Annotated in this window: 26 protein-coding genes; 14 read left to right on the forward strand and 12 right to left on the reverse strand. The window is 42.9% G+C overall.

The genetic code is table 11. The annotated features are described in order from the left end of the window. The first annotated feature begins 19 nt into the window (after positions 1 to 19). On the forward strand, positions 20 to 1,120 hold the full coding sequence (locus CQS04_RS10250; RefSeq protein WP_245858801.1) for an MBL fold metallo-hydrolase: 1,101 nt from the start codon (positions 20 to 22) through the stop codon (positions 1,118 to 1,120). A gap of 27 nt (positions 1,121 to 1,147) precedes the next feature. On the opposite strand, the gene CQS04_RS10255 is transcribed toward CQS04_RS10250, so the two are convergent. Further along, positions 1,148 to 1,591 carry a GyrI-like domain-containing protein gene (locus CQS04_RS10255; RefSeq protein ID WP_100354056.1) on the reverse strand — a complete coding sequence of 148 codons (444 nt, stop codon included), beginning with the start codon at positions 1,589 to 1,591 and terminating at the stop codon, positions 1,148 to 1,150. Between the two features lie 42 nt (positions 1,592 to 1,633). Here CQS04_RS10255 and CQS04_RS10260 point away from each other — a divergent pair, with 42 nt between their 5' ends. After that, a complete protein-coding gene (locus CQS04_RS10260; RefSeq protein ID WP_094942812.1) occupies positions 1,634 to 1,825 on the forward strand; it encodes a hypothetical protein in 192 nt (63 codons plus the stop codon). Between the two features lie 8 nt (positions 1,826 to 1,833). On the opposite strand, the gene CQS04_RS10265 is transcribed toward CQS04_RS10260, so the two are convergent. After that, a complete protein-coding gene (locus CQS04_RS10265; RefSeq protein ID WP_100354057.1) occupies positions 1,834 to 2,448 on the reverse strand; it encodes a TetR/AcrR family transcriptional regulator in 615 nt (204 codons plus the stop codon). Between the two features lie 168 nt (positions 2,449 to 2,616). On the opposite strand from CQS04_RS10265, the gene CQS04_RS10270 reads away from it, so the two are divergent. Then, positions 2,617 to 3,342: an SDR family NAD(P)-dependent oxidoreductase gene (locus tag CQS04_RS10270; RefSeq protein WP_100354058.1), complete on the forward strand. Its 726-nt coding sequence runs from the start codon at positions 2,617 to 2,619 to the stop codon at positions 3,340 to 3,342. A gap of 36 nt (positions 3,343 to 3,378) precedes the next feature. Here the strand turns inward: CQS04_RS10270 and CQS04_RS10275 are convergent, their stop codons facing one another. The 3 genes from CQS04_RS10275 to CQS04_RS10285 form a co-directional block, all read right to left on the reverse strand. Further along, complete coding sequence (locus CQS04_RS10275) at positions 3,379 to 5,550, reverse strand: YhgE/Pip domain-containing protein (RefSeq protein ID WP_100354059.1); 2,172 nt, start codon at positions 5,548 to 5,550, stop codon at positions 3,379 to 3,381. A 78-nt stretch (positions 5,551 to 5,628) separates the two neighbouring features. After that, complete coding sequence (locus tag CQS04_RS10280) at positions 5,629 to 6,183, reverse strand: TetR/AcrR family transcriptional regulator (RefSeq protein ID WP_100354060.1); 555 nt, start codon at positions 6,181 to 6,183, stop codon at positions 5,629 to 5,631. Positions 6,184 to 6,272: 89 nt separating this feature from the next. Then, complete coding sequence (locus tag CQS04_RS10285; RefSeq protein WP_100354061.1) at positions 6,273 to 8,030, reverse strand: ABC transporter ATP-binding protein; 1,758 nt, start codon at positions 8,028 to 8,030, stop codon at positions 6,273 to 6,275. A gap of 188 nt (positions 8,031 to 8,218) precedes the next feature. Between CQS04_RS10285 and CQS04_RS10290 the strand changes: the two genes are divergently transcribed. The 3 genes from CQS04_RS10290 to CQS04_RS10300 are packed head-to-tail and all read left to right on the forward strand — an operon-like array spanning position 8,219 to position 12,927. After that, on the forward strand, positions 8,219 to 9,604 hold the full coding sequence (locus CQS04_RS10290) for an ABC transporter permease (RefSeq protein WP_100354177.1): 1,386 nt from the start codon (positions 8,219 to 8,221) through the stop codon (positions 9,602 to 9,604). 11 nt (positions 9,605 to 9,615) lie between these two features. Next, positions 9,616 to 11,112 (forward strand): ABC transporter permease, encoded by a 1,497-nt coding sequence (locus CQS04_RS10295; RefSeq protein ID WP_100354062.1) that lies wholly within the window; start codon positions 9,616 to 9,618, stop codon positions 11,110 to 11,112. Positions 11,113 to 11,133: 21 nt separating this feature from the next. Further along, entirely contained in the window at positions 11,134 to 12,927 is a 1,794-nt protein-coding gene (locus tag CQS04_RS10300) for an ABC transporter substrate-binding protein (RefSeq protein WP_100354063.1), read from the forward strand. A gap of 37 nt (positions 12,928 to 12,964) precedes the next feature. On the opposite strand, the gene CQS04_RS10305 is transcribed toward CQS04_RS10300, so the two are convergent. Further along, complete coding sequence (locus CQS04_RS10305; RefSeq protein ID WP_100354064.1) at positions 12,965 to 14,338, reverse strand: RQC-minor-2 family DNA-binding protein; 1,374 nt, start codon at positions 14,336 to 14,338, stop codon at positions 12,965 to 12,967. Positions 14,339 to 14,511: 173 nt separating this feature from the next. Here CQS04_RS10305 and pxpB point away from each other — a divergent pair, with 173 nt between their 5' ends. Genes pxpB through CQS04_RS10325 form a run of 4 tightly spaced genes read left to right on the forward strand, consistent with a single transcriptional unit; the run spans position 14,512 to position 17,631 of the window. Continuing rightward, a complete protein-coding gene (pxpB, locus tag CQS04_RS10310) occupies positions 14,512 to 15,174 on the forward strand; it encodes a 5-oxoprolinase subunit PxpB (RefSeq protein WP_100354065.1) in 663 nt (220 codons plus the stop codon). Further along, positions 15,167 to 16,126: a 5-oxoprolinase subunit C family protein gene (locus tag CQS04_RS10315; RefSeq protein WP_100354066.1), complete on the forward strand. Its 960-nt coding sequence runs from the start codon at positions 15,167 to 15,169 to the stop codon at positions 16,124 to 16,126. Before pxpB ends, CQS04_RS10315 begins: the two co-directional genes overlap by 8 nt. Then, entirely contained in the window at positions 16,116 to 16,889 is a 774-nt protein-coding gene (locus CQS04_RS10320; RefSeq protein WP_100354067.1) for an IclR family transcriptional regulator, read from the forward strand. The genes CQS04_RS10315 and CQS04_RS10320 overlap by 11 nt, the downstream gene beginning before the upstream one ends. Continuing rightward, entirely contained in the window at positions 16,876 to 17,631 is a 756-nt protein-coding gene (locus tag CQS04_RS10325; protein WP_100354068.1) for a LamB/YcsF family protein, read from the forward strand. Before CQS04_RS10320 ends, CQS04_RS10325 begins: the two co-directional genes overlap by 14 nt. A 36-nt stretch (positions 17,632 to 17,667) precedes the next feature. On the opposite strand, the gene CQS04_RS10330 is transcribed toward CQS04_RS10325, so the two are convergent. Beyond that, positions 17,668 to 19,719, reverse strand: coding sequence for a PAS domain S-box protein (locus CQS04_RS10330; protein WP_100354069.1), 2,052 nt, complete (start codon positions 19,717 to 19,719; stop codon positions 17,668 to 17,670). Between the two features lie 101 nt (positions 19,720 to 19,820). Continuing rightward, on the reverse strand, positions 19,821 to 20,369 hold the full coding sequence (locus tag CQS04_RS10335; RefSeq protein WP_100354070.1) for a hypothetical protein: 549 nt from the start codon (positions 20,367 to 20,369) through the stop codon (positions 19,821 to 19,823). A gap of 224 nt (positions 20,370 to 20,593) precedes the next feature. Here CQS04_RS10335 and psiE point away from each other — a divergent pair, with 224 nt between their 5' ends. Then, complete coding sequence (psiE, locus tag CQS04_RS10340; RefSeq protein WP_100354071.1) at positions 20,594 to 21,061, forward strand: phosphate-starvation-inducible protein PsiE; 468 nt, start codon at positions 20,594 to 20,596, stop codon at positions 21,059 to 21,061. 115 nt (positions 21,062 to 21,176) lie between these two features. On the opposite strand, the gene CQS04_RS13815 is transcribed toward psiE, so the two are convergent. The 3 genes from CQS04_RS13815 to CQS04_RS10345 form a co-directional block, all read right to left on the reverse strand. Then, complete coding sequence (locus CQS04_RS13815; RefSeq protein WP_165775517.1) at positions 21,177 to 21,341, reverse strand: hypothetical protein; 165 nt, start codon at positions 21,339 to 21,341, stop codon at positions 21,177 to 21,179. A 68-nt stretch (positions 21,342 to 21,409) separates the two neighbouring features. Next, positions 21,410 to 21,565, reverse strand: a complete 156-nt coding sequence (locus CQS04_RS13820) for a hypothetical protein (protein ID WP_165767506.1) — start codon at positions 21,563 to 21,565, stop codon at positions 21,410 to 21,412. Between the two features lie 71 nt (positions 21,566 to 21,636). Next, positions 21,637 to 21,954, reverse strand: a complete 318-nt coding sequence (locus tag CQS04_RS10345; protein WP_094942833.1) for an ArsR/SmtB family transcription factor — start codon at positions 21,952 to 21,954, stop codon at positions 21,637 to 21,639. A 207-nt stretch (positions 21,955 to 22,161) separates the two neighbouring features. Between CQS04_RS10345 and CQS04_RS10350 the strand changes: the two genes are divergently transcribed. From CQS04_RS10350 to CQS04_RS10360, 3 genes are all read left to right on the forward strand, one after another. After that, a complete protein-coding gene (locus tag CQS04_RS10350; RefSeq protein WP_100354072.1) occupies positions 22,162 to 23,463 on the forward strand; it encodes a M48 family metallopeptidase in 1,302 nt (433 codons plus the stop codon). 116 nt (positions 23,464 to 23,579) lie between these two features. After that, entirely contained in the window at positions 23,580 to 24,164 is a 585-nt protein-coding gene (locus tag CQS04_RS10355; protein WP_100354073.1) for a YdcF family protein, read from the forward strand. Positions 24,165 to 24,235: 71 nt separating this feature from the next. After that, a complete protein-coding gene (locus CQS04_RS10360; protein WP_100354074.1) occupies positions 24,236 to 24,517 on the forward strand; it encodes a DUF1292 domain-containing protein in 282 nt (93 codons plus the stop codon). 42 nt (positions 24,518 to 24,559) lie between these two features. Here the strand turns inward: CQS04_RS10360 and CQS04_RS10365 are convergent, their stop codons facing one another. Next, the gene (locus tag CQS04_RS10365) at positions 24,560 to 25,405 is read right to left on the reverse strand and encodes a GAF domain-containing protein (RefSeq protein WP_245858802.1); all 846 of its coding nucleotides are present in this window, start codon (positions 25,403 to 25,405) and stop codon (positions 24,560 to 24,562) included. Between the last annotated feature and the right edge of the window lie 138 nt (positions 25,406 to 25,543).

The following is a 25,543-nucleotide window of genomic DNA, read 5'->3' on the forward strand; positions in this document are numbered from 1 at the left end:
TAAAAAAGAGGTGACGAGGATGCACATCAAGAAACGATGGATTGCGGGTGCTGCCGTGGCAGCTCTGGTTGGGTATATCATGGCGAATCCGACCTTTGGAAAACGTGTGACTCGGGCTCAAAAGAAACAATTTGATGAGCTTCCGCATTTTATAGATGGCAAGTTTCGGAACACGCCACCAATTGTGTCTCCTGGCGGGTTTGAAACACTTCAAAGTCTTGCAAAAGATTACTTGGTGGGAAAAGCGGATTTACATCCGGCGAACCCAATGCCAAGTGTCAAGTATGAGAGACATTCAGGTGTAGAGAGTCCACATGTCACATGGCTAGGCCATTCTTGTTTCTTACTAGAGTGGAAAGACAAAGTGATCCTTGTCGACCCCATGCTTGGCAAAGTCCCGTTACCATTCCAAATCAAGGACATGCGGTATCCGGTAGAAGAGGCATTTGATCTTGACCAACTTCCCGAGATTGATATCGTCGTCTATTCTCATGATCATTATGACCACTTGGATTATGACACTCTTCAACAAATCAAGGACCGTGTTCGGAAGTTCTTTGTTCCATTAGGAGTTGGAAAGCGACTTGAAGGATGGGGAGTTCCGGAGCACCGAATCTTTGAAGTGGACTGGTGGCAGTCTATTGAGGAAGATGGCATCCGTTTTACAGCAGTCCCTTCTCGTCATTTTTCAGGAAGAGTAGGCATCGATTATGCTGAGACACTTTGGTGTTCTTGGGTTTTTGAATGGAAGGATAGCCGTATCTTCTACAGTGGAGATAGTGGATACGGAAAACACTTCGAAGAAATTGGTCGCCGCTATGGACCGTTCGATCTAGTGTTGATGGAGTGCGGTCAGTATGACGAACGTTGGCCTGGTGTACACATGCACCCGGAGGAGAGCATGCAAGCTTTTCTTGATTCAAACGGAAGTCACCTGCTTCCTGTTCATTGGGGGGCGTTCACATTGGCGTTCCATAAATGGGACGATCCACCGGAAGAAATGATGCGTCTCGGAAAAGAGAATGGAGTTCATGTAGTGATTCCCAAAATTGGAGAAACACTCGATGTGTCTAAATTAAACGAGTATCACACAACGACATGGTGGAAACCGGTCATATAAAAAGCAACGCCTTTCCTAGGAAAGGCGTTAGTTTGTTTTTACAGGCAAATAAATTTCCACTTCTTCGGCAGTTTCAGTAGGGAAATACATCTCGACGATATAGCCGGAAAAATCAAATTGAAGGCTTTCAGCAAGCATCCAATTGGTGAGTTGCTCATGAAGTGTGCCGATTTCTTCCGTCGTACCACGAGCAAAAGCATAGTCTCTAGTGATTTCTATATACTCCATGCCAGCAGGTGGATGGGGCGGTTGATGCGAGACGAGAACACCTACATAAAAATGACCTTCTTCATGGTCGATTCCGGACTTTGGTTCAAATAAAGCAACTTCCACGTGGGCTTGGTAATCGGTGTCTTGCAACTTTTCCATGAAGCTTCGAGCTTTTTCAGGTACAATGGTAGCGTAATCTTGAAAAATTCCTGTATGTCTCGTGACTAGCGCGCGGATGGTTACAGATTTATGAGCTGGCATGATCCCAGTCCTCCATTCAATGAATTCGTAAAGGAGCTACTTATGAAAAATCGAGTATTTGGTACCATCTATCTAGTGTTTAGCATAGCACTCTTTATCGGTGTAGAAAAGTGGCCATTCCTTCAGGACATCGATCCGATCTACCACATTCCACTTTATTTTCCGTCACTCGTATTAGCAGCTATCGGCTTTTATTTGTTTCGGATTTCCACAACTAAATTGCCGAACTCTTGACTCTTCTCTTAATGGGAAGAGTCTTTTTTTGTTTGACCAAAGAATGTATAGCTTCCAATATGGGCCTGACTCAACTGAATCAGTTCATTGATAAACTGTTGTTCTTCTTTTGCGTAATTTGTTTGAATCCAGTCGCGTATCAAGCCGTATAGCCCATTCGCCATGTACCGTTTAAACAAATCCATATCCACTGGAAGGTCGTTCAGTGTTTGAAAGCTGAACTGTTCCTGGTAGATCCTTTCGATAGTCTCAGGGAACTGATGGACAAGACCGGGCAATGTGTCTGGTACAAATAGCAAATCGAAGAAAGCGCGGTGCTGTTTGATGTAATGCAGGAGTGCAAACGATTCGGCTCCCATGGTCTGAGTATGGACGAGTTGTCCCGTGAAATAAGCGCTGCCTACCGCCTGCTCAAGACCAGACAATTTTTCAGCAATCAAAGCGTCACTTAGTTCATATTTGTCGTGATAATAGAGGTAGAAGGTAGTGCGGTTATAGTCCGACCATTCGACGATATCTTTGACGGTCACATGATGGAATCCCTTGTTCTTCACCAATTCTAGTAGAGCTTGCTGCAAATGGGATTTGGTTCGTCGCGCTGCAGCAGATTCCTGTTTCATCATCCGACTCCTCCAGTCAACACAAAAGGGATAAATGTCGAGTTTCTCGACACATGCTAAGAAAGTAAGGATAGCCTATGATAGTGCTTCCGATACACTTAAAGTAAATCAGTAACTCTAGCATCCCATAGTTGTTAGAGCCTAGCAAGTATTCAAAGGGAGGAACTAAAAATGAGTAAACTACAAGGAAAAGTCGCGGTTATTACAGGAGGCGCTTCAGGTATTGGAGCAGCAACAGCAAAGCTTTTTAGCGAGCACGGAGCTAAATTAGTTTTAGTCGACCTTCAAGAAGATCTAGGAACATCTTTTGCTCAAGAACTACCAGACGCTATCTTTGTAAAAGCAGATGTTACAAATGAAGAGCAAGTGGCAAATGTGTTTGAAAAAGCAAAAGAAGCTTATGGCCAAGTGGATATCGTGTTCAATAACGCAGGTATCGGTAAAGTGACACCAACGCATGAAGTGAGCTATGACGAGTGGAGAAAGACCGTTGCAGTAGATTTAGATGGTGTGTTCTTAGTGGCTCGCGAAGCGATTCGCTCTTTCCAACAGACAGGTGGTGGAGTGATAGTGAACACAGCTTCTATGTATGGGTGGGTAGGTTCTCCAGGGTCAGCAGCTTACAATGCGGCAAAAGGTGGCGTAGTCAACTTTACTCGCTCAATCGGTCTTGAGTACGCAGAACACAATATTCGTGTGAACGCTCTATGCCCAGGATTTATCGATACACCAATCATTCCTGAAGAAAGCAAAGACATCTTGAAGCAGATGACACCGATGAAACGATTGGGTAAGTCAGAAGAGATGGCAAAAGCGGTTCTATTCTTGGCGTCAGATGATTCAAGTTTTATGACAGGTGCAAGTTTAGTAGTAGACGGTGGATATACAGCTCAATAACAAAAGGCTCTCTTCGAATCCGAAGAGAGCCTTTTCTTATGCTTCTTTAGTTGTAAGCTTTCTGAAACTAAATATAAAGTAAAGAAGTGTAGCTACAGAGAAAACAATCGCAAATACAGCTAATACTGTAGCGGCAAACGCGAATCCTGCACCGCCTTCGATAGAGATGGCGGATTTGAAAAGATCAACCGAGTACGTCATCGGCAACCACTGATTAAATACTTGAAGAGCTTTCGGTAACAACTCCAGTGGGAATGTTCCCGCGCTTGTAGTCAGTTGAAGAATCAATAAAATGATAGCTACAAAACGTCCTGCATCTCCGAGTGTAGTCACTAAGAACTGAACGAGCGCCATGAACGTCAGGCTTGTTAGCACGGTGCCAGCAACAAACAACCAAGGGTTGACTGGCTCCACTCCGACTACCCAAATAGCAAGTCCCGCGACAATGAGTGCTTGTAGGATGCCGATTGCAGCTACAACCAGTGTCTTGCTTGAGTACCAACGAACGCCGCTTGTAGGTGAAGACGCAGGATCTCGTAATGGGAAGACGATGGAAGTAAGGAGTGCACCGACAAAAAGACCAAGCGAAATGAAGTAAGGAGAGAATCCTGTTCCGTAATTGGGTACTTCATGTAGTGCTGTCTTTTCCACCTGTATTGGTTGAGCTACAGCTTTTGCTGAAGCTTCACCGGCCTTGAATTCCGATGCCTTCTCTGAGCCATCTGCTAGTCCGTTATGAAGTTCCGTCGTTCCTTCAGCCAGTTGAGTACTTCCATCAGCTAACTGTCCAGCTCCATCTGCAAGTTTCTGTGAACTTGAGGCAAGATTCGTTGAGCCAGATGTCAGTTGGCCAGCACCCTCTGCTGCTTCTGTAAGTCCCGCAGTCAAACGAGCTGAACCTTGTTGAAGTTGTTCAAGGCCACTTTCTAACTCAGGGAGCTTGACTGCTAATTGTGTGGTTCCAGAATTCACTTGATTAGCACCATCTGTGAGCACGCTATTCTTTGAAGCTAATTGTTCTAGACCGTCTGCTACTTGTGAAGTACCTTGCTCCAAATCTTGGCTTGCTGCTTGAAGTTGTTGTAGACCATCAGCAAGCTGTGAGCCTCCACCAGCAGCTTGTTGCATTTTCGTACTATAAGATTGTGTAGCCTGCAGAAGGGGATCGAGTTGCGCTTGTAAGGCAGCAGCTTGCTCTGGAGGAAGACCAGCTACAAGTTGCGCGATTGCACCATTCCAACTAGCTGCTAATTGTTCGGAACCAGCTGCTAATTCTGAAAGCCCTTGCTGTAGTTGCACAGCGCTTGTAGATGCTTTTGAAACTCCAGCGCTAAACTGAGCCTGGCCGTCCTGCAGTGTCCCGGAACCAGTTGCTAATTTGTCTACAGCAGCTGTGTAATCTGCAATTCCTTGCTGTAGAGAAGTTGTACCAGCTGCTAGCTGTGAAGCACCCTCTGCAGCTGTATGAGCGCCATCTTTAGCATCACCTAGTTTAGTGGTTAACGTAGCACTACCTTGTCGCGCTTGCTCAACACCTTGTGCGAGCTTTGCTGTCCCGTCTGTCAATGTAACGCTTCCAGCTGCTAGATCATTTAAATAACTTTTTAATTCACTTGTCCCTTGTTGAAGGGATAGAGCCCCATCTTCTAGTTTTGCAGAACCATCCGCTGCACTTCCAATTCCGTCTTTCAAAGAATCGACAGCTTCATAAATTCCTTCTGTAAAAGTTTGTGTTACTTGTTCATTGACGCTTGCTTGAATTCGAGCGATGGCTGTTTCTCCAATTTGGCTTGATAAGAAATTGAATGCTTCATTTGGCCGGTAGATCAATTCCATTTGAGAAGGGGATTCTCCGAGCAGTGTCGTTGCGTTGTGAGAGAAGTCTTCAGGAATTTCAATGACCATATAGACTTCTTTATTTTCTAGAGCCGCATCTGCTTGGTCACGAGTAAACGCTTCAAACTTAAAGTCCTGTCTCTCTTCTAAGTTCGTAAGTAAATCCGTACCTAGCTCCAGTTGCTCTTCCTGATAGGTTGCTCCTACATCTTCATTCACTACTGCAACGGGTAAATCCTCTAGCTGTGCATAAGGATCCCAGAATGCCCATAAAAACATACCAGCGTACATAATCGGGATAAAGAGAATAGCCAGTAAAGGTATCAATTGTTTCTTGTTAGTAAAGATTGCTTTCCATTGTTGCCGAATCATGAAGATTCTCCTTTCTGTTTTGACCGAATGACCGTTTTGTTATTTTGGTCATTTTACGATAAAAGAAAAGGCTCTTTATTAGAGCCCTTTGAATAGGCTTTGATGAAAAAACTGACTGATGGTTTTTTCATCTAAAGGCTGCTCATACAGCTGGTTCCACTCCACTACAAAAGCTACATACGATTTGTATAACAAATAAGCAAGAAGTTTCGGGTCTGTCTCAAGGTCAGGCAGAGCCCGACTCAATCGCTGTTCAATAAATTCTACAATCGCTTTTTCTACCTGCTGCATCATGTCATACACAGCTTTTGACTTCGTGGCACGTTCTTCTTCAATCAAACGAGCAAGAAGTTGGTGGGTTTCACGGAACTCCAACATTTTAATTAAAGCTTTATGTGCATTTTCTGCAGGAGTAGCAGAAGGATCTAAGACACGCACAGCTTGTTGCTTCATTTCCTCTATTGTAGAAAGGACGATAGCTTGAAATAGATCTTCTTTATTCGCAAAAAATGTATAGATGGTTCCTTTTCCAACGCTAGCTTCTCGTGCAATTTGATCAACACTTGTTGCTTTGTAGCCATACAGGCTGAAAGTTTTGGCGGCAGCTTTTAATATTTCTTGTTTGCGATCCATCGATTCGCCTCCTAAAATGACCAAAAATCAAATTCGGTCATTTAGTCAAATTATACATCGGATTAAAAAGGATGGCAAGTGAAATTCCATTACACATGCGTAAGCTCTTGTTGAAGTGCCACCCAGTGGTTTGGAGAAACTTCTGTCCAGATAGAGTTTGCTACATCGTAATGTGGTGTCTCTTGATGTGCAACACTTGCACGAGCCGCTCGTCTCTTCACTTCAACATGCGGATCAGGAAGAGGAATGGCAGCTAGCAGAGCCTGTGTATAAGGATGTTGGGGGTTTGAATAAAGTGTTTCGCTTTCAGCAAGTTCCACAATCTTCCCTTTGTACATCACCGCTACTCGATCACTCAAATGTTTTACCATCGACAGATCGTGAGCAATGAATAAGAAGGTCAATCCCAGTTTCTGCTGGAGCTCACGAAGGAGTTCTACGATTTGCTTTTGTATAGAAACGTCCAGTGCAGATAAGGGCTCATCACAAACTATGAAATCTGGTTCAACTGCGAGTGCACGTGCAATCCCGATTCGTTGACGCTGTCCTCCAGAGAACTCATGGGGATAACGCATCGCATGACTTTTCTCGAGTCCCACCAATTCTAATAGTTCTTCAACTCGCTGTTGTCTTTGAGTGCGGTTTTTAGCAAGTCCGTGAAGGTCTAATGCTGTCCCGATGATGTCGACCACTTTCTGGCGAGGATTAAGGGATGCGTAAGGATCTTGGAATATGATTTGAATGCGGCGACGCATCTGTTTTAGTTGTTTCTTGTTCAAACGGTTTAAAGGAATGCCGTCAAACAGCACGGTTCCGGAAGTTGCTTGATGCAATTGCAAAAGGGTGCGCCCCGTTGTGGATTTCCCGGATCCAGATTCTCCTACAAGTCCTAATGTCTCTCCTGGGTAAATGGAAAAGCTGATATCGTCTACGGCTGTAAGCTGTTCACCTCGACCAAGATCAAATTCTTTAGTCAGGTTCCGGACTTCCACGAGTGGTTGGGAGGGGTCACGCTGAGTTTCCAAATTGCTAGGCAGTTTTGGCTGCTTAGGTTCATGAAGTTTTGGCAGTGCAGCCAGCAGCTTTTTTGTATAAGGATGCTGCGGAGAATAGAAGATATCTTCTGTTGTCCCGGTTTCTACAATTTCTCCTTTTTGCATGACGATGACACGGTCACACATTCCAGCAACGACCCCTAGATCATGCGTGATCAGCACGATAGCTGTGCCAAGCTTTTGTTGCATCGTCTTCATCAATGCCAAAATCTGTGCTTGGATGGTCACGTCTAGTGCAGTCGTGGGTTCATCCGCTAGCAATAGTTCAGGCTGACAAGCGAGTGCCATAGCAATCATGGCACGTTGACGCATCCCCCCAGAAAATTCGTGGGGATATTGAGCGGCACGTTGGCTTGGTTTTTGAATACCGACCTGCTCCATCAGCTCAATAGTTTGTGTAAGAGCCTCTTTTTTAGAAAGCTTTCGATGTTTGATCAAGCTCTCAGCGATTTGATCTCCAATACGAGTCGTTGGGTTTAAAGAGCTCATCGGATCTTGGAAAATCATTGAGATCTCTTTTCCTCGAAGTTGCTCCAATCGTTTCTCTGGAGCCGAAAGCAGCTCCTCGCCTTTCCAAAGGATGGAGCCGCTTTTGACAAATGAAGGAGGAGAGGGAAGGAGGCGCATGACCGAGCGAGCAGTCACACTTTTTCCGCTGCCCGACTCTCCGACAATGGCTACCGTTTCTCCTGGATAAACATCTATATGTACACCTTTGACAGCTTCTATTTCACGTTCTCCTGCTAAAAACGAGACGCGTAAGTCTTGTATCGATAAAATAGGTTGATTCATGGCAAACACCTCAATCTTAAAATGAGCAAAATCTATTGACTCTTTAGTAAATATGTTTCATACTCTACTATACCACTAGGAATTATACAATATATTCATTTTACTTCGAACTCGTCTTCTGTTACTAGAAGGCGGGTTGAATTTTTGGCAGAAGAAAGGAGTGTGCCCAATTGACCATCCCTGAATTCATGAAGTCACTCTATTTAAAGGCTTCCATACATAGAAAATCGTATTGGCTTGTAATAGTGCTGAGTCTTCCTCTCCATCTGATTTCCTGGGTGTTGTATCGTGTGCAGAAACCTGAAACGAACTACATAGAAAAGTTGAATCAGGAAACGAGCTTGTTTTCTGAACAGCAACGGCACTACTGGTTTGAAGATTTTTACCGACAAGAGAAAGCAAAAGATCAGGCATTTCAACTTCATCAAAGTGAAGACACGCTCCGAAAGACGGCGCAGCGATTAGCTGTTCAGCACGAACGAGAGGAGTTACGGAAGAAGCTCGAGAAACAGGGAGTTGTTCCTCAGACCTATTCACGTTTTACAGGTGACCTGATTGGAAAGCCCTCCTTCTTCTGGATGACATTGATTTTTGCATTTTTGTTATACAGCTTCCTTGCGGGAAGAAGCCAATCCTTTGCTTGGTTTGTACTCGGACGTTTGGTCCAGACCCTCTTTGTCATAGTAGGTGTCGCAGCCTTTGTCTTCACAATCTTATACATATCTCCATTAGATCCAGCTCAGAACATCCTGGGTGTCGAGTCGACACCTGAACAAGTGGCCAACTTTAATCGTATTTACGGGTTAGACCAACCCTACTTAGTGCAGCTTTGGAATTCCTTGCAAGGACTGTTCACATTCGATTTAGGTACTTCGTTTGCAGGGAAAGAAAACATCACTGCTAGCATTGCTTCTAAGTTCCCAGTGACGTTGATCATTGCTCTATTTTCTCTGTTGATGGCCATCATTATCGCATTACCTGCAGGGATTATTTCTGCGTTACGTCCAAACAGTTATTGGGACTATACGTTTATGATTGTGGCTTTAATTGGTCTGTCTATACCTAGCTTTTGGCAAGGATTGCTGTTCATTTTAGGGTTTTCCATTCACTTGCAATGGTTCCCGGCTACATACAGCACATCGAATTGGTTGTCGCTTGTATTGCCAATTGCGGTATTGGGAACGTCTATCGCCGCATCGATTGCTAGGATGACAAGGTCTTCCATGCTTGAAGTGATACACGAAGACTACATTGTAACCGCCAAAGCGAAAGGTCTTACAGAACGTCAAATCGTCTCCAAACATGCACTGAAGAATGCCATGATTCCTATTATCACGGTGATTGGTCTGTTGTTCGGGGGGATGTTAGGCGGTGCAGCCATTACAGAAAAGGTATTTAATATCAGCGGGATCGGGAGTTATATTGTCGACAAGCAGTTCATCCCAGATATTCCTGCACTCCTTGGTGGGGTGGTTTACATTGCCATCGCTATTTCACTGGTCAACTTGGTCATCGATATTTTATACGCATTCTATGATCCGCGTATCCGCTCGACCATGAAAAAGAAAGGATAGGAGGGAAGCCTGTGAAGCAGATCACCAACGACGCCTTGCGTCTCAAATTATCGCAAGAATACCGCAACGCACATTTTACATGGATTTTTACAGCGCTGTTTGCCCTTCTATTTTTAGTGTATAGCTTTGATTTTTCTACTCAGCAAGTGCGACTGCCTGTTGTGATTTTCTTCGTCATCTACGCGGTAACAGCTTTATATGTAGTGTTTCTAACTAAACGAATCCGTAACGATGTCATACGAAAAGGGGAAGTGCAGAAGAGAACACGGCTTTTAGCCTATCCTTTGTTACTCACAATCGGTGCAGGCAACATCTTTGCGTCTGGGTTTGCTTTCGCGCTTGTTAGCCGTAATCAAACGCCAGAGTATACGTTTGCTAGCTATGCTTTATTGACACAGTTGTTTGTAATCGGAGTTTCCGCATTCAATCTGTTCAAACCTTATGTTGTGGATACATTCCTACTCGCGATGGGACTTCTCCTAGTGGCGGCACTTCTGTATGCAGTAATGATTGTGCTCACTGCACGATTTGTAACCGCTGAATCAGCTCCGAAGTGGATGCTGATTCCTGGAATTATTCTGTTGTTCAGCTTGTTCATAGGGAACTTTTTTGGATTCTTACTTGGGTATTCGCTTATTAAAAAAGCACGCTCTAAAAACCCGTCTTCTGTGGAGAAGTGGCATACGATGTGGTTGAAAATCACACGCAATACGATGGCCATCTTCGGGATGTTCTTTATCACATTCATCTTTAGTTTGTCCGTGGTCAGTGAGTGGATCTTCGATTATGACTTTGCCACTCAAAATAATTACAGTGCCATCTTGCAAAATCCATCACTCGAGTATCCTCTAGGGACCGATGATTTTGGACGAGATCTCTTTTCTCGCATCGTCTTTGGAGCTCAGATTTCATTGATTGTTGGGTTCGCTTCAACCGTGCTTCCTGCACTTGTCGGAGGAACTTTAGGAGCGATTTCTGGATATTTCGGTCGCACAACGGATTCAGTCATTATGCGTCTATTAGATATTCTCTACGCGATTCCAGGAATTCTTCTCGCTATTGCCATTATCGCAGCATTTGGTGCTAATACAGTCAACTTGATTATTGCGCTGAGTGTTGGAGCTATCCCTACGTATGCACGTACTATGCGCGCGACGGTGATGCAGCTTTCTAATTTTGAATTTGTAGAAGCGGCACGAGCGCTTGGAGCTTCGGATGCGTCCATCATCTTTAAGCAGATCGTACCGAATTCTCTAGCGCCTATGATTGTCAAAGCGACTCTGACGATTGGGGGAGCAGTCATTGCAACAAGTAGTTTGAGTTTCCTTGGACTCGGAATTGAACCGCATATCCCGGAATGGGGAAACATCTTGAAAGTGGGAAGTACGTATCTGGAAACCCATTCTTACGTAGCCATATTCCCTGGGATTTGTATTATGCTTCTTGTTTTATCATTTAACTTCTTTGGAGATGGCCTGCGCGATGCGCTTGATCCAAAAACAAACTAACTTAGAGGAGGAATTTACAGGATGAAGAAATTTTTTGCGGTTGCTGCAGCAGCCACTTTGGTGTTAGCAGGCTGTGTCGAAACGAAATCAGAAAAGGAAGCTGGGGGCGTCTCAGAGTCTGGGACAGATGAAAAACCAGTTATTGAAGTGCTGGGTATGGCTTCAAATGAACAAGATATGAACATTGTTCGTGATCAATTGCTTAAAAATGGATTTGAGGTCAACTTAAATATCCAGCCGGATTATGGCTCATTCACTTCTCAGAAAGACGCAGGCAATTACGATGTGGCCGTCTCTTCTTGGACTACTGTTACTGGAAATCCAGACTATGCGGTTCGTGGTCTGTTCAAATCAGATGGCGCATCCAGTGTCATTGCGGATGAAAAGTTAGATGAATTGATTGATGCAGCGAGTGCGGTTACAGGGGATGAAGCTGTAGAAGCTTACAAAGCTGTAGAAGAGCTGCTTGTCTTTGACCAAGCTTATATTGCCCCACTTTATATTTCTAATAAAGCGCAAGGGATTTACTCTGCTGCTGTGAATCCAGATACAGTGCGTCTATCTAAGTCACGTGCACAAGCATGGGAAAAAATCTCGTTCAATGACGAATCACTAAATGCATCGGAAACACTTGTATTGCACCAAGCGATCGGCTCACTGACATCACTTGATCCAATTAAAGCAAATGATGGTTCGATCAATACGTTAAACACAAATATGTATTCCCGTCTTGTCAATTTGACAGATGAAGACGAAGTGGTAGCAGAGGACTCTCTTTCTTACAACTTCGCTATGACAGAAGACAATTCGAACTACTACTTCATTTTACGGGATGATATCAACTTCGCAGCTGTTGAAAATGGTGCTGCTGTAGATACAGGAGACCTTGTGTCAGCAGAAGACGTGGTATTCTCTCTAAACCGTGCCAAAGATCCAGAGTCTGTTCCAGATCATCGTACATACAGCCTACATGAGAACATGGAGACTGTTGAAGTCGTAACAGACCTTGCAGAGCTTGAAAGTGCGACAACTCCAGATGGAGAAAGTGTATTAGAAGCGTTATCGAATGAATTGCCAGCGGATATCACTACTTTAGTAGCATCAGAAGACGAAGTCGACAATGCGGCAGGGAACTACCAAGTGGTAAAAGTGACAACTACACAACCGTTCCCGCAAGTACTCAACTACTTAGCACACCAATCAGGTGGTATCGTCTCTGAACAACAAGTGTCTTCAATCAATACGTTTGATGTAGCTTCTTACGATCCAAACAGTGATATTGCGTACGGAGACCAGTCTACTGTGACAGAAGGCAGTTCTTATGACAATCACTTGTTCGCAAGCGGTCCTTACATCTTAGTTCAAAAAAATGACTACGAGGCGCAATTTGTGAAGAATCCTGCTTACCGTGCAGATTCTGAGTATGCACCACTAATCGATAAAGTGAATGTTCGTTTCATTGATGACAACGACAGTGCATTATCAGCACTTCGTAACGGCGAGATCCACGTCCTTCAGACGGTTCCGGATACAAAATACGATGTAGTTAGCTCAGACGACAATCTGACTTTAAAACAAGCAGACAGCAACGGAGTTAGCTACTTGCAGTTCAACATGTCGGGTCGGGATGTATCAGAGTCAGCTGACCTACGTAAAGCAGTTTTATACTCCATCAATCAGCAAGACTTTATCACGTACTACCAAGGGAACAAAAAGCCAGCAGTGTCCACAGTCACTCCACTTGTAGATACAGGCTTAACATTTGAAGCGGATGCAGAAAAAGTTAAAGAATTCTTAGACGCTTACGCACAATAACACGAAAGGACCTGTCCATTTGGGCAGGTCCTTTTGGTTACCAAAAGCTCTTGATAGCTTGAGGAATTAATTTCTTAGGCCAAGGTCTGAGCAGTCCAAAGATAGGAGAGCGGTGCAAGTTCAAAGTGCGAACTTTACTCGTAGCTTCTCCTTTTAGCACTTGGATCAGCAAATGAAACGTCATCTGTTCATCACGAGCCAAATAGTCTTCGATAACATCTACTTCTTCTTCATACAATGTGTAGCCTTTCGTTGAGAAACGAACTGCTTTTTCGGTATCTTCAGTCTGATACTGAAATGCTTCACGTTGTTCCTTTTCAAGTTGCTGGTCTAGTTGTTGTTTGCTCATATCTAAATAGGGTTGAACGAAACGTAAACTATCGATTGTCGCTAACTTCACATGTTGCAACGATAACAATGTAGGTTCAACAGGAGCTATAGGGAAGGTGGCTCCTTGTAAAGAACGAATAAGGCGATGGGCATCTCCTGCGTGCTCAGGAAATTCTTTGTCTACATACCACCTTTGAATTTGCTGAAGTTTTCTAAGAGCAGCAAGTACTTTTGGTGTCCCTTCTGCTAATGCATTAAATTGACGTTCAATAGTCAAAATGCGCTTTTGTGCTTGTGCCAAGTTGATTTTTTCTTGAAGAACGACACGGTCTTCGAATGGGTCGTATTTATATGCATAATTGCACGTCTCGCAGTAGATGTGGAGCATGGGAGACTCTTTATCAATCGTCACTTGAATTGGATGGTTGCATGCAGAATAAGTGGCATCCGGTGGAAGAGCACGGTAGGGCCTCAGTACAATCTCCACACGATGACGCCAAAATGCTACATCCTCTGGTGGATTAAGAACACCCATGAGCATAGAGCGGTTCGTAATCTCTACAGCTTTAATCACATCCTGTTTCTCCGCAGCCAAACGAATGAATGGGTTCTGGGAGTAAGCTGAGCGCGCTTTTTCTTTCCACTGACGTCGCGACAGAGTGGGCAGCTGTGCAGCAAATACATAACTATCAAGTAAGTCATGAAAATAATTTCGCAATTGATTATCTGAAAGACTGTAAAGGTTGCGAGTATCAAAATGGTGACTATCCGGAGTGAGTGTCAGCTCCGGTTTTTGCTTTTTCCACAAGAAATAATCAGGCCGAATAGCATACATATAAGCTTGTTGTTCCGAAACGATAGCTAGTGGAAATGTATGTGACGGAAGTTTTGTGAATCGGGAAATCAGTTCATGATCTTGTTGTTCTCTTGTACTTAGAAGTTCCTTCAAAACGTTTGCAATTCGGCGCAATAACGGAGGTGATGAAGGATAGTTCGAAGGTACGTGAAGGACCGCCCCAACAGGGATCAAATATAAGGAATCATACGGTTGTTCTAGTAGGCCAAGATGTTGGTATGTCATAGGTATTCCCCCTCCCTATTAGTATAAAAGGAAAAAAAGAGATGCCCAATTGATTTGCCTCATTATTTTCTGAATAGTGAAAATGTCCCTTGTCATGAAAAAACATTTCATGTATTCTTATAAAAAGTTTCTAAAAATGGAATAGTTGTTCCGAAAAATGGGATGGTGAAACGATGCATTCATTTTGGTTGTCTGAAACTTGTTGGATCCTTCGTTTAGAAGAGGCAGCAGATACAGAACAGAGATTAAGGCAAATAGAGACTGCCATTCAACAAGAGTTCAGTGAAGAAATTGTTGAAACCGTTTCCACTACTCAGTCAATTGGAGTTTATATAAAACCTTGTATTTCTACTAAAAAACTTGAAGAACTTCCGGAACTTTGGAGACAGCTAGCCAATCGGAAAGTGGTTGAACAAGAAGTGGTGAGAAACGTGATTCAGATTCCTGTCGTGTATGGGGGAGAAGAGGGACCTGACCTAGAGATAGTTGCAGAACATGCAGGACTAACACCACAAGAAGTGATAGAACTTCATACATCGGTAATCTACCCAGTTCGGATGATTGGATTTGCACCAGGGTTTCCTTATTTGTCAGGCCTACCTGAAGCTATTCATGCTCCGCGTAAAACAACGCCTAGGTCAAGTATTCCAGCTGGTAGCGTCGGTATAGCAGGTGGTCAAACAGGAGTCTACTCCATTTCAACTCCCGGAGGATGGCAGATTATCGGACGCACCACAACAGAGCTATTCTTACCGGATCAGCAACCTCCTAGTTTAGCGCAAGCTGGAGACGCCATTCAATTTGTTGCTGTAGAGCGAGGTGAGGAAGATGCTTGAAGTGATTCATCCCGGACCGTTCACTACTATACAAGATTTAGGGCGATCAGGTTTTCAAAGATATGGAGTGAGTGTCACAGGAGCTATGGATCCTCAAGCAAGCTCTCTAGCGAATCTGATAGTGGGAAATGAACCACAAGATGCTGTTTTGGAAATCACATTTACTGGAGCCAAGTTTCAATTTCACCAACCGACACTCTTTGCTGTGACTGGTGCTGACATGTTGATTCAGCTTGATGGCATTGAACTCAAGGGAGGCCGTCCTATTTCTGTGTCTGGCGGGGAAGTCTTACATTTTGTGAACCTTCGCGCAGGATGCCGTGGATATCTAGCTGTACATGGAGGGCTTGAAGTACCTGAGGTGATGGGGAGTCGCAGTACGTTTTTACGAGCAGGTATTGGTGGACTTGAAGGAAGAGCTTTACGTAAAGGAGATAAAATCCCTTATGCGCCCTGCGGTCAAGACAAACAAGCACTTGCCGACTGGCACGTCCCTACCGATCTATGGTGGAAGAAAGAGAAGGTTCGGGTACTGAAGGGACCAGAGGTCAACCGCTTTGACTCAGAACAACTCGATAAGTTCACAAGTGAACCCTATACTATTTCACCTCAATCAGATCGTATGGGATACCGTCTTCAAGGAACACTTTTGAAAAGTCAAGACGCGACAGAGCTTGTCTCCGAGCCTGTTACATTTGGAACCATTCAAGTTCCCTCTGGCGGAGAACCCATTGTATTGATGGCAGATAGGCAAACAACCGGAGGCTATCCACGTATTGGTCAAGTAATTCAAGTAGACTTACCTATTCTTGCTCAGAAAAAGCCAGGTGACCGAGTTCAATTTGAATTTGTTTCTCTTGAAGAAGCAAGGAAACTGGCCGCTGCGTTTCGTCAATGGCAGCAAGATATAAAGACCAGCATTGAAGTGAGGAGGCGACAAGATGCTCAATAAAACTGTAGTGAAGTCCATGGAAATTATTCAAGTGTTTTATGACAAAGATAAAGCAAGTCTATCAGATATTATTTCTCACACTGGCTTGCCCAAAACTTCGGCACATCGAATGGCAGAGACGCTTGTTGAAATGGGCTTTTTAGAAAAGACGCAAGACCATATGTATCGGCTGGGACTGTTATTTTTAAAATTGGGTCATCTAGTAGCTGAGCGTTTGGATATTCGTCAGCTGGCTTTGCCTTACATGGAGACGTTAAGGGATACGTACGGAGAAGCCGTGAATTTGATTGTCCAAGACGGAACAGAAGCCGTTTATATAGAAAAAGCAGATACAAAGGAACGCATTCGTGTCTATACACAGATTGGTCGTCGTGCTCCTCTATATGCAGGAGCTTGTCCACGCGTGTTGTTTAGTTATTTACCTGAGAGTGAGCAGGAAAAACTTCTTCAGCAATTTGAATTCCGAAAATACGCGGAGCAGACACCAGTTTCCGAAGAACAACTATTGCAAAAAGTGAAGGAGACGAAAGAACGTGGGTGGACGCTGAGTTACTCCGAGCTTGAGACACATTCTTCGGCAGTAGCAGTACCTATATTTGATCATTTGGGAAATGTAGTCGCTGGTATGAGTTTCGTGGGGCCAGAAGTGCGCTTTCAAGATGAACAACATATGCAAAAATTAGCAAGTGCCTTGGTGCAAGTCAGTAAAGAGCTCTCGAAAAAGTTAGGAGCAGAGGAGGCCTGGTTAAATGGTATCTATTGATTTGAACTGTGATTTAGGGGAATCATTTGGCTCGTACCGGATGGGAAATGATGCAGCGATTTTACCATTGATCACATCAGCAAATATCGCTTGTGGATTCCATGCGGGGGACCCAAGCGTCATGAGACAGACTGTAGAGAGCGCAATACTTCACAACGTTGGAATCGGAGCACATCCTGGCCTACCGGACCTACAAGGTTTCGGTAGAAGAGAACTTGCTATTTCAGCGCAAGAAGCCTACGACTTAGTGGTTTATCAAATTGGAGCGTTACAAGCTGTTGCAAAGAGTTGTGGGACGACTGTCCGTCATGTAAAAGCCCATGGCGCTCTTTACAACATGGCAGCAAAGTCACCTGACCTAGCAGAAGCCATTGTGTCTGCTGTAAAAGCGTGTGATTCCAAGCTCATCATTGTGGGGCTAGCAGGTAGTGCATGGGTAGATGCGGCTAAAAAAATGGATATGCGGATTGCGCAAGAAGTATTTGCCGACCGCCGCTATGAAGAAGACGGTTCGTTGACTCCAAGAAGCCGAATGGATGCGTTGATTGAAGACCAACAAGAAGCCGTGGAACATGTAATCCGGATGGTTCGAGACGGAATGGTGACAACGCGACAAGGAACACGCCGTCCTATACAAGCAGATACGATTTGTATTCATGGAGACGGGGCGCATGCACTAGAGTTTGCTCAAGCTATAAGAGAACGCTTCTTAAAAGAAGGCATTGCTATCGAACGGTTATAGGGGGGAAGGTTAGAAAAAAGAAGCGGTGACGAGTTGTCACTGCTTCTTTTTAGGAAGAAGTTCTTCAAAATAAGTGAAGGAAGTAGTACTGTTTTTCTTTGAGGCGTACAATGCATTGTCTGCTGCAATGAAGAGAGCTTTCTTATCCTGTGCGTCTTGCGGGTACAAGGCAATTCCCAGTGCAATTTCAATGGCAATCGTTTGTTCCTTGTAGACGAAGGGCTCCTTAAAGTGCTCAATGATTCGGTCGATGACAGAAGTGATTTGCTCGGTAGTGTGAATGTCTTCTAACAAAATACCGATTTCATCTCCACCTAATCGTGCAACTAAATCATCCTGTCGTACACTTTTGGTTAGACGGTCAGCCATTTCTACGATAACGGCATCACCCGCGTCGTGACCGTAAGTATCGTTGATACGCTTAAACTGATTGCCATCTGCTAATAAAAGGGCTAAGGATGGGGAATGCTCTTCATTGTCTAAAAGTTCTTGCAGTCGGTCATCAAAGGCCCTCCGATTGGGCAGACCCGATAAATGATCATAGTAAGCCATCTTTTTTAGTGCTTCTTGTATAGAATATCTTTCCGAAATATCACGTGAGATGGTAATAATGTTGATGACTCTTCCTCTCTCGATTACTGGACTGGCTACTACTTCCATCCAAATGTAATGTCCTTCAATATGCTTCATCCTCAAATCCATTGTACAATGCTTGCGAGTAGAGAGGAGAAGTTGCAAGTTTTTTTGGACTACTGAATGATCTTCTGGATGTATAAATTGGGTAAATCGTTTTCCAATACATTCGGAAGGTTCATGTCCAAGTAAGAGTTTGATGGAAGGAGAGAGGTAGTCAGCTCGACCATTGCGGTTAAATACTTTGATGACATCAAATGCATGTTCCGTAATGACCTTATATTTTTCTCTACTCTGATCAAGTTCACGTTGTATATTTTTTAACTTTGTAATGTTGTTATAGACGACGTGGATGGCTGTCGGCTCCCCATGTTCATTATAAACCGGAGTGTAAGAAGCTAAGATATCTAGGAGCTTTCCGGATTTTGTGACACGTTGCGTCTCATAAGATTCAATAGGTTCCATTTTATCTAAGCGTTTTTGCAGAGCTTCCATTTCTCCATGTAAGTGTTCTGGGATAATTTGATTCATCGTGTCTTGGATCTCATTCTCCGTGTATTCAAATAGCTGACAAAAAGCCGGATTCACTCGAGCCATGCTCCCATCCAATTTCAATTGAAATATAGGGTTGATGGCTGTATTCCAAAGAGTTTGCAAATCGTTATTCTTTTCTTGTAGGACCATACTAAGTTCGCGTTCTCTAGAAATATCTTTAAATACTTCATAAACCCCTACAGTTTTTCCGTTTACATTAATAGGTATATTCACAACTGTTAAATAAATGATATGTCCCGCTTTATGATAAATGGCAGTCTCATATTGAACAGACTCCGAGTTTTGAATACATCTTGCAAATGACTTCCTTGTAATGTCTTTATACTCTTCTAAAATGAAATTTTTAAACCCTCGCTCCGAGGCATCTTGAAACGGATAACCTGAAATAGTAGATGCCGCCAAGTTCCCATCTATCAGTCTTCCCTTCAAATCGTAAGCGATGATACCATCAGGATGAAAATCGAACAAAGATTTATAACGCTGTCGATTCAGTTCGGATGCTTCTTCACTGAGCTTTAAAGTAGATATGTCTTGAACAATCCCCAATACATGGGTCACTAGCTGGTTCTTATTATATAGAGGCGTCAATTTGCTTTCTCCTGTAAACATTCCACGAGGTGTTCGTACTTGTTGGCGAAATACAAGAGGTTCTGCCAGCTGAACGACACGTTCATAGGCTTGATGCAGGGGTTCTGCCTTCTCAGGCGTATGAACTTCAAGAATGCTTTGTCCAAGAGTGGCGTCTGAGAGTCCTAAAATCTGACGCGCTTTTTTGTTAATGAATCGGTAGACGAATTGGTCATTGTGCACTCCCATTAGAAAAACAAGATCCGTGACATGGTCTAGCATTTGAAGCAACAAGTCAATGTCTGTGTCATGATGAATCACTGGCTTTTCCATAGCAGCCCCCCCACTTCTAATGTATGACTCAATTCCTATCTTTTGAGAAAAGTATACGCCAGAGTCCGCCGTTTGTCTGTTAGATTTTTATTGTTTTTCTCTCATCTTTGAGACTTTTTTATTTCTTTTTCACTTTCCGTAGTAGATGGGAGGAATGGTTCTGGACAGTAGTCCGTTCGTTTGCCATAACGTATCATTTCGTAAATGATCATACCGTTGTTGGGTTTGCCGTTTAACATTCTCATAGGTACGATATCGAATAAAACGTAATAAAAAATGTAAAAGACAAAGCGGTCCCAAAAAGCTAAAGTGTCATCTAAAACCCCATTGACGACTAAAAGATTGATGCCAATTCCCACTAAGATATTAGATAAAATAGGTGCCGCGTAAATGATTACATAAACCCAGCGATTTTTATGCGCTAGATCATCATAAGAAAACCAGCTATATAAATGATAATACTTTCGTACATCGAGTATACCCAATTTGAAGAGGCGCGGACCTGAGCCGATTGTGATCCGAGGATTTTTCACTCCAAAAAAGAGACTTGCTACGATATATCCGGTCTCTCGAACAAAAACGACAATAGGTAGAATGATAAAAGCGGAAATCAGCAGCGATAAGAAATCTGTAAAACCAAATGTAAACATGTCATCTGCTCCTTTTCAAACCTTATTCGCAGTATAACAAGTGCAAGAAGAGAAGTCGTGGCAAAGCCTTATTAAATGGAAACGCTTACCAAAAATAACGATTGACGAACGCTATAAAACCACGTATAACTAGACTAATCTATTTTGTTAGAAAAGTTTACATGAGATTCACGAAGTCTTTATAGAATGACAGTAGAGTAGAGATGAGTAGAGGAGGAATTCAGATGAGAAAGACATTTCCTGAAGCCACGCCACTTTCTATTATGGTACCGAAAGTTCTCCAAGTATTTTTGAATGTTGCCCTTTTAGGATTAGCCATCACGTTATCTTTTTTATTGATGCGCTCTTTAGTGGAATTCATACAGTTACTCTGGACGCTCGAGTCCTATGATTACAAAGTGTTTCTTGCAGACATCTTACTGTTTTTCTTATATTTTGAGTTCATCGCAATGATAGTCAAATATTTTAAAGAAGACTATCACTTCCCGCTTCGATACTTTTTGTACATCGGAATCACAGCCATGACACGGGTAATCATTGTAGAACATGATAATCCTGTTCACACATTATTGAATGCTTTAGTCATCTTTATCTTGATTGCAAGCTATTTCATCATTAACATGACTCCGCGAGAACGGCCGGAGATTGCTGATCAACATGAAAAAAAGCTCCCTTCATCTTTAATAAGATGAAGAGGAGCTTTACTCATTTTTGAAACCATTTTTTCATGATGGTGCGAATCACTTTGACAAGGGTGCGCTCAGCATGGGAAGACGATAACTCGTCTGATCGAGACATTCGCATAGATTATGCGATTGATTTTTGAGTAGACTTTAAGAAATTCCATTTAGAAAGACCTTTTACTTTAGAAGTAAATGAAGAAGTCGTATTTTCTAAACGTTGCTTAGTATGGAATTCCATTTCAGTTTGCTCAGCCTTTACAGATTCTCCAAAAGTATAATAATTCATCATTTTTTATTCCTCCATAATTGTGTGAATTTTTAATTAAACAAGACAATTTGATAAAAGTGTGAAAAAAATTAAGCCGACTTGCGAGATTTGACTGAAAACCATTTCGTCCAAGGTTGTGTTTTAGAATGAGCGGACGCTTGGTTGTTCAAACGTTGCTGTGCTAAAAAGTGGACGGAGTCTTGGTGATCTTTCACAGATTCTTGCATTGTAAATACGTTCATCATACGAAATTCCTCCTTAAATTGTTTGAATTTTTAATTAAACAAGACAATTTGATTAAAAGCACAGCCGGAAATCAGTTTTCCGGTTTGAACAGGCAGCATAACTCATCCGAGAGAAGTTGATTCAACTCGTGTTGATTTAGCTCGTAAAAGCTCCACGTCCCGCTAGTCTCTTTCGTAAGAAGGTCAGCGTCTAATAAAATCTTTAGATGATAGGACAGCTTTGATTGTGTCATGTCAACGAGTGGGGCAAGATCTCCCACACACATGGCGCCTTTATTCGATAAGATGTTTAAAATTTGCAGACGCTTCTGGTCACTGATCGCTTTAAACTTTTTTTCAAAAGTAGCGAGTGTATCGGAAGACAACGTGCAGTATGTCGTTTCTTGCATCGAATTCACCTTCTAGTTGTCAATCAAATTTCCTTGATGTACTCATCATACGACCTTCAAAACCGCATGTCAACTATTTCATCAAGAAATATTGATTAATTGATAATGGTGAATTTTGCAAAAATTAATTGTTAGAAAATGTCGAAAATAGAGTGGGAATTGCATAGGTTTACATGCTATTCTAGGAAAGTAAAAGGAGGAAGAAAGATGCAGCTTAATCAAATTAAGTCAGACCGTGAGACGCTCTACTTTGTGCTCAGTCTAATCCTTAGTATTTTTGTATACATAGGTGTGGCCATATCAGTTGTTGGGATTGCAATAGCTCTCATCGTATTCGCATTTATTTTTTATATGCAGTTAATGATGTTAGGCTCTATTCGAGGTAACGGGGTGCGAATCCATCAAAATCAATTTCCGGATGTTTATACCCGTGTTCAGCAACTATCGAAAGAAATGGGTTTAAAAAAGACGCCCGATGTTTTTGTGATTCAGTCAGAAGGTGCGCTCAATGCATTTGCTACTCGTTTTCTAGGTCGTGATATGGTCGTACTCTATTCTGAAGTGTTCGAACTGGCTAGGGAACAAGGCCAAAATGAGTTAGACTTTATTATTGCTCATGAATTGGCACACGTGAAACGACGTCATGTGTGGAAGAACCTCGCTATTTTACCAGCCGCGTTCATTCCGTTTCTGTCTCAAGCCTATAGTCGCTCATGCGAATACACGTGTGATCGTCATGCGGCATTTATGATTCGGAATCCAGAAGCTGCTAAACGTGCGCTAACTCTCCTGGGAATTGGTAAAAAGGTGTACACAGAAGTTAACGAGCAAGCCTACATGCAACAGATTGAAACAGAATCGAATGGAATTGTCTGGCTGACGGAAGTCCTATCAACGCATCCTCGCTTACCAAAGCGAATCCAGAGTATCTCTCAATTTGCTGGAAGTGCTGAAAGACTCTATTATCCGCGTACAGGAAGAATTATTGCGGGTGTAGCCGGCTTAACGGCACTTGGAACAGCAATTTACATTGCGTGCATTGCACTTTTCGCCGCAGGTGGCATGATTTGGGGGAGTCTGTTTGCAGGCGCGGATGCGTTAGGCTTAGAACAATCCCTTGGTCTTGAAACAGCTTTTGAGACGCCGGGAGAAACAGACCTCATGACTGCTGCTTATATGGGAGACATCGAGGCGATGGATCACGCACTTGCTGCCGGTGATTCAATCGACGAACAAGATGATGCTGGCGCAGATGCTTTAATGTATGCGGTAAATGGGTATTCTCCGCAAGCAGTGGAGTATTTGCTAGAACTCGGCGCAAATCCAAATACATATGACGATGTGAACTCTGCACTGGTACTCGCAGTCTTCAATGAAGATAAAGAGAGTGTAGAACTGCTTTTAGAATATGGAGCAGATCCATCACTTCCAGATCCAGAGGGCTTTACCATATTTGACGCTACAGGTGAATCAACAGTGGAGGATGTGCTTGAATCCATCTCTTGGTAATTCAGTCGCTCCTAAAGGGGCGGCTTTTTTGTTCACAATGTCTACTCTATGCAGCACTCTCTAAATGATGCATACTAATAAAAAGAGAAATTGGCAAACGGGGGAAGAAACGAACTATGCAATGGGTTGGAAAGGCGTGCGTTGGTGCATTGCTTTTATATATAGGCTTATCGATGTACGGGATTTGGACATTCACAGGAGAAACTGAGCTCCGTCATGCAGATGCTGCCTTAGTATTAGGAACGCGACTTGAAGGGGAAGACCCATCTTATGCTCTGCGTGAGCGCATCAATCATGCGGTCTGGCTATATGATAATAAGTTTGTGGAGACTCTCGTTTTTACAGGAGGCTTGACTGAAGGCGGCTCAATTAGTGAAGCGGAGGCTTCAAAAACGTATGCACTGTCACTTGGAGTGCCAGAGCAAGATATCATCATTGAAGATCAATCCATAGTGACACGTGAAAACATGGAGTTTGTTAAAAAGTTGATGGCGTCTTGGGAAGTAGATAATTTCCTACTTGTAAGCGATCCGTTCCATATGAAACGGGCATTGATGATGGCAGATGTTTTTGATTTACAAGTAGAAGCTTCACCGACGCCGCAAAGTGTTTATTCTACTTGGGCAGAGCAGTTTCCTTTTGTCCTTCGAGAAACGCTTGCTTATGTGGGGTATCAAATGACGTTTCACCAAGCGTTCTGAGGGAATAGAGGAGTATCTAGCATATGTATGCTATGCTGAAGACGTAAGACAGATTACGAGGAGGAACTAGAATGAGTACTGTACAAGTAGGCGACGTTTTTTCAATGGAAGACGAAAATGGTCAAGAAGTAGAGATTGAAGTTCTCGGCCTCGTCCATGTCGATGAGACGGAATATGCAGCGGTTGCATTTTCAGAAGATGTACAAGATGAGACAAAAGAAGATATCGATGTCTTTTTCCTGAAAGTTGAAGGGGAAGAAGAATTGTATGAAATCGAAGAGGATGCAGAATTTGAGCGTGTCTCAAAAGCATTCCAAGAGCTTCAAGAAGAAGCTGCTGAAGATTTAAACTAAAACTAAAAGACACTCCGATCACACAAATCGGAGTGTCTTTTTTTAGTCTTTTTGAAGGGAGAAACCGATTTTTGAAAGGGCGCGTTCTAAATTTGCTTCAATCATCACGTGCTTTAATTCAATTCCTAATTGGTTGGTTTGAAGCACAGTTTCAGGTCGTAATCCGGTAAGCACCGGTTTCACGCCTAATAAATTCAGCAAGTTCGTAATTTTCATCAAAGAATCAGCAGCAGATTGGTCCATTTCCGTAATCCCAGATAGATCAACAAACAAATAGTCCAAGTTTAGTTCTTGACTTCTCACTAAAGCTACTTCTACCAATTGTTCTACTCTTCTTCGGGTCATGTTCCCAATGACAGGCAGGATAGCAATTCTTTCCGTTAAAGGAACTATCGGTACGGATAAATTCTGAATTTGACGCTGTGCATCATCGAGCTCTAATACATAAGACAATAAAGCGCTCATTGTTTCAAAAAGCTCCATATGTTCCTCGCTCAACTCAAAGTAGTTTGTATCTAAACCGCAGATGGTACCGTAGTTTTTTCCATCTCCCGTATATATGGGAATCCCTACAAAACTACCTGATTTTAAATTGTGAGTCACTTGAAGGTTTTTCGTTTGTTCATGTGTCGTAATATCCGGTATGTACAATACATGGTTCCCATGTTGGACACTGACACTGCAGTAAGTTTGTTCAAATGGTAGGATGGTGCCTTCTTCAAGCAATTGCTGATCTCCGTTCACAACTTTATAAATCTCATTAGAGACTCGGTCGTTCTTTGCGATGAACAGTGTATTGATGTTCAGTAGTTTGGCCATCATGTGTAAAATTGTTTCTGCAGCTTCATCAAAATTCTTGAACTGAGCCCGCATGCTTGCTTGTGCCATGAATTCCATCCTCTCGGTTCTATAAGTTTCGTAAAGATAGTATAGCACTCTCAAGAATCGATACAAAACGATTTCCCGGGAAATGAATTCCTAAAGAAAGGACTTCTGACGGTTTCTTATAAATGACATTCGTTGTAC

Origin of the sequence: Chryseomicrobium excrementi, from assembly GCF_002798305.1 — a bacterium.
In the GTDB taxonomy this organism is placed as follows: Bacteria; Bacillota; Bacilli; order Bacillales_A; family Planococcaceae; genus Chryseomicrobium; species Chryseomicrobium excrementi.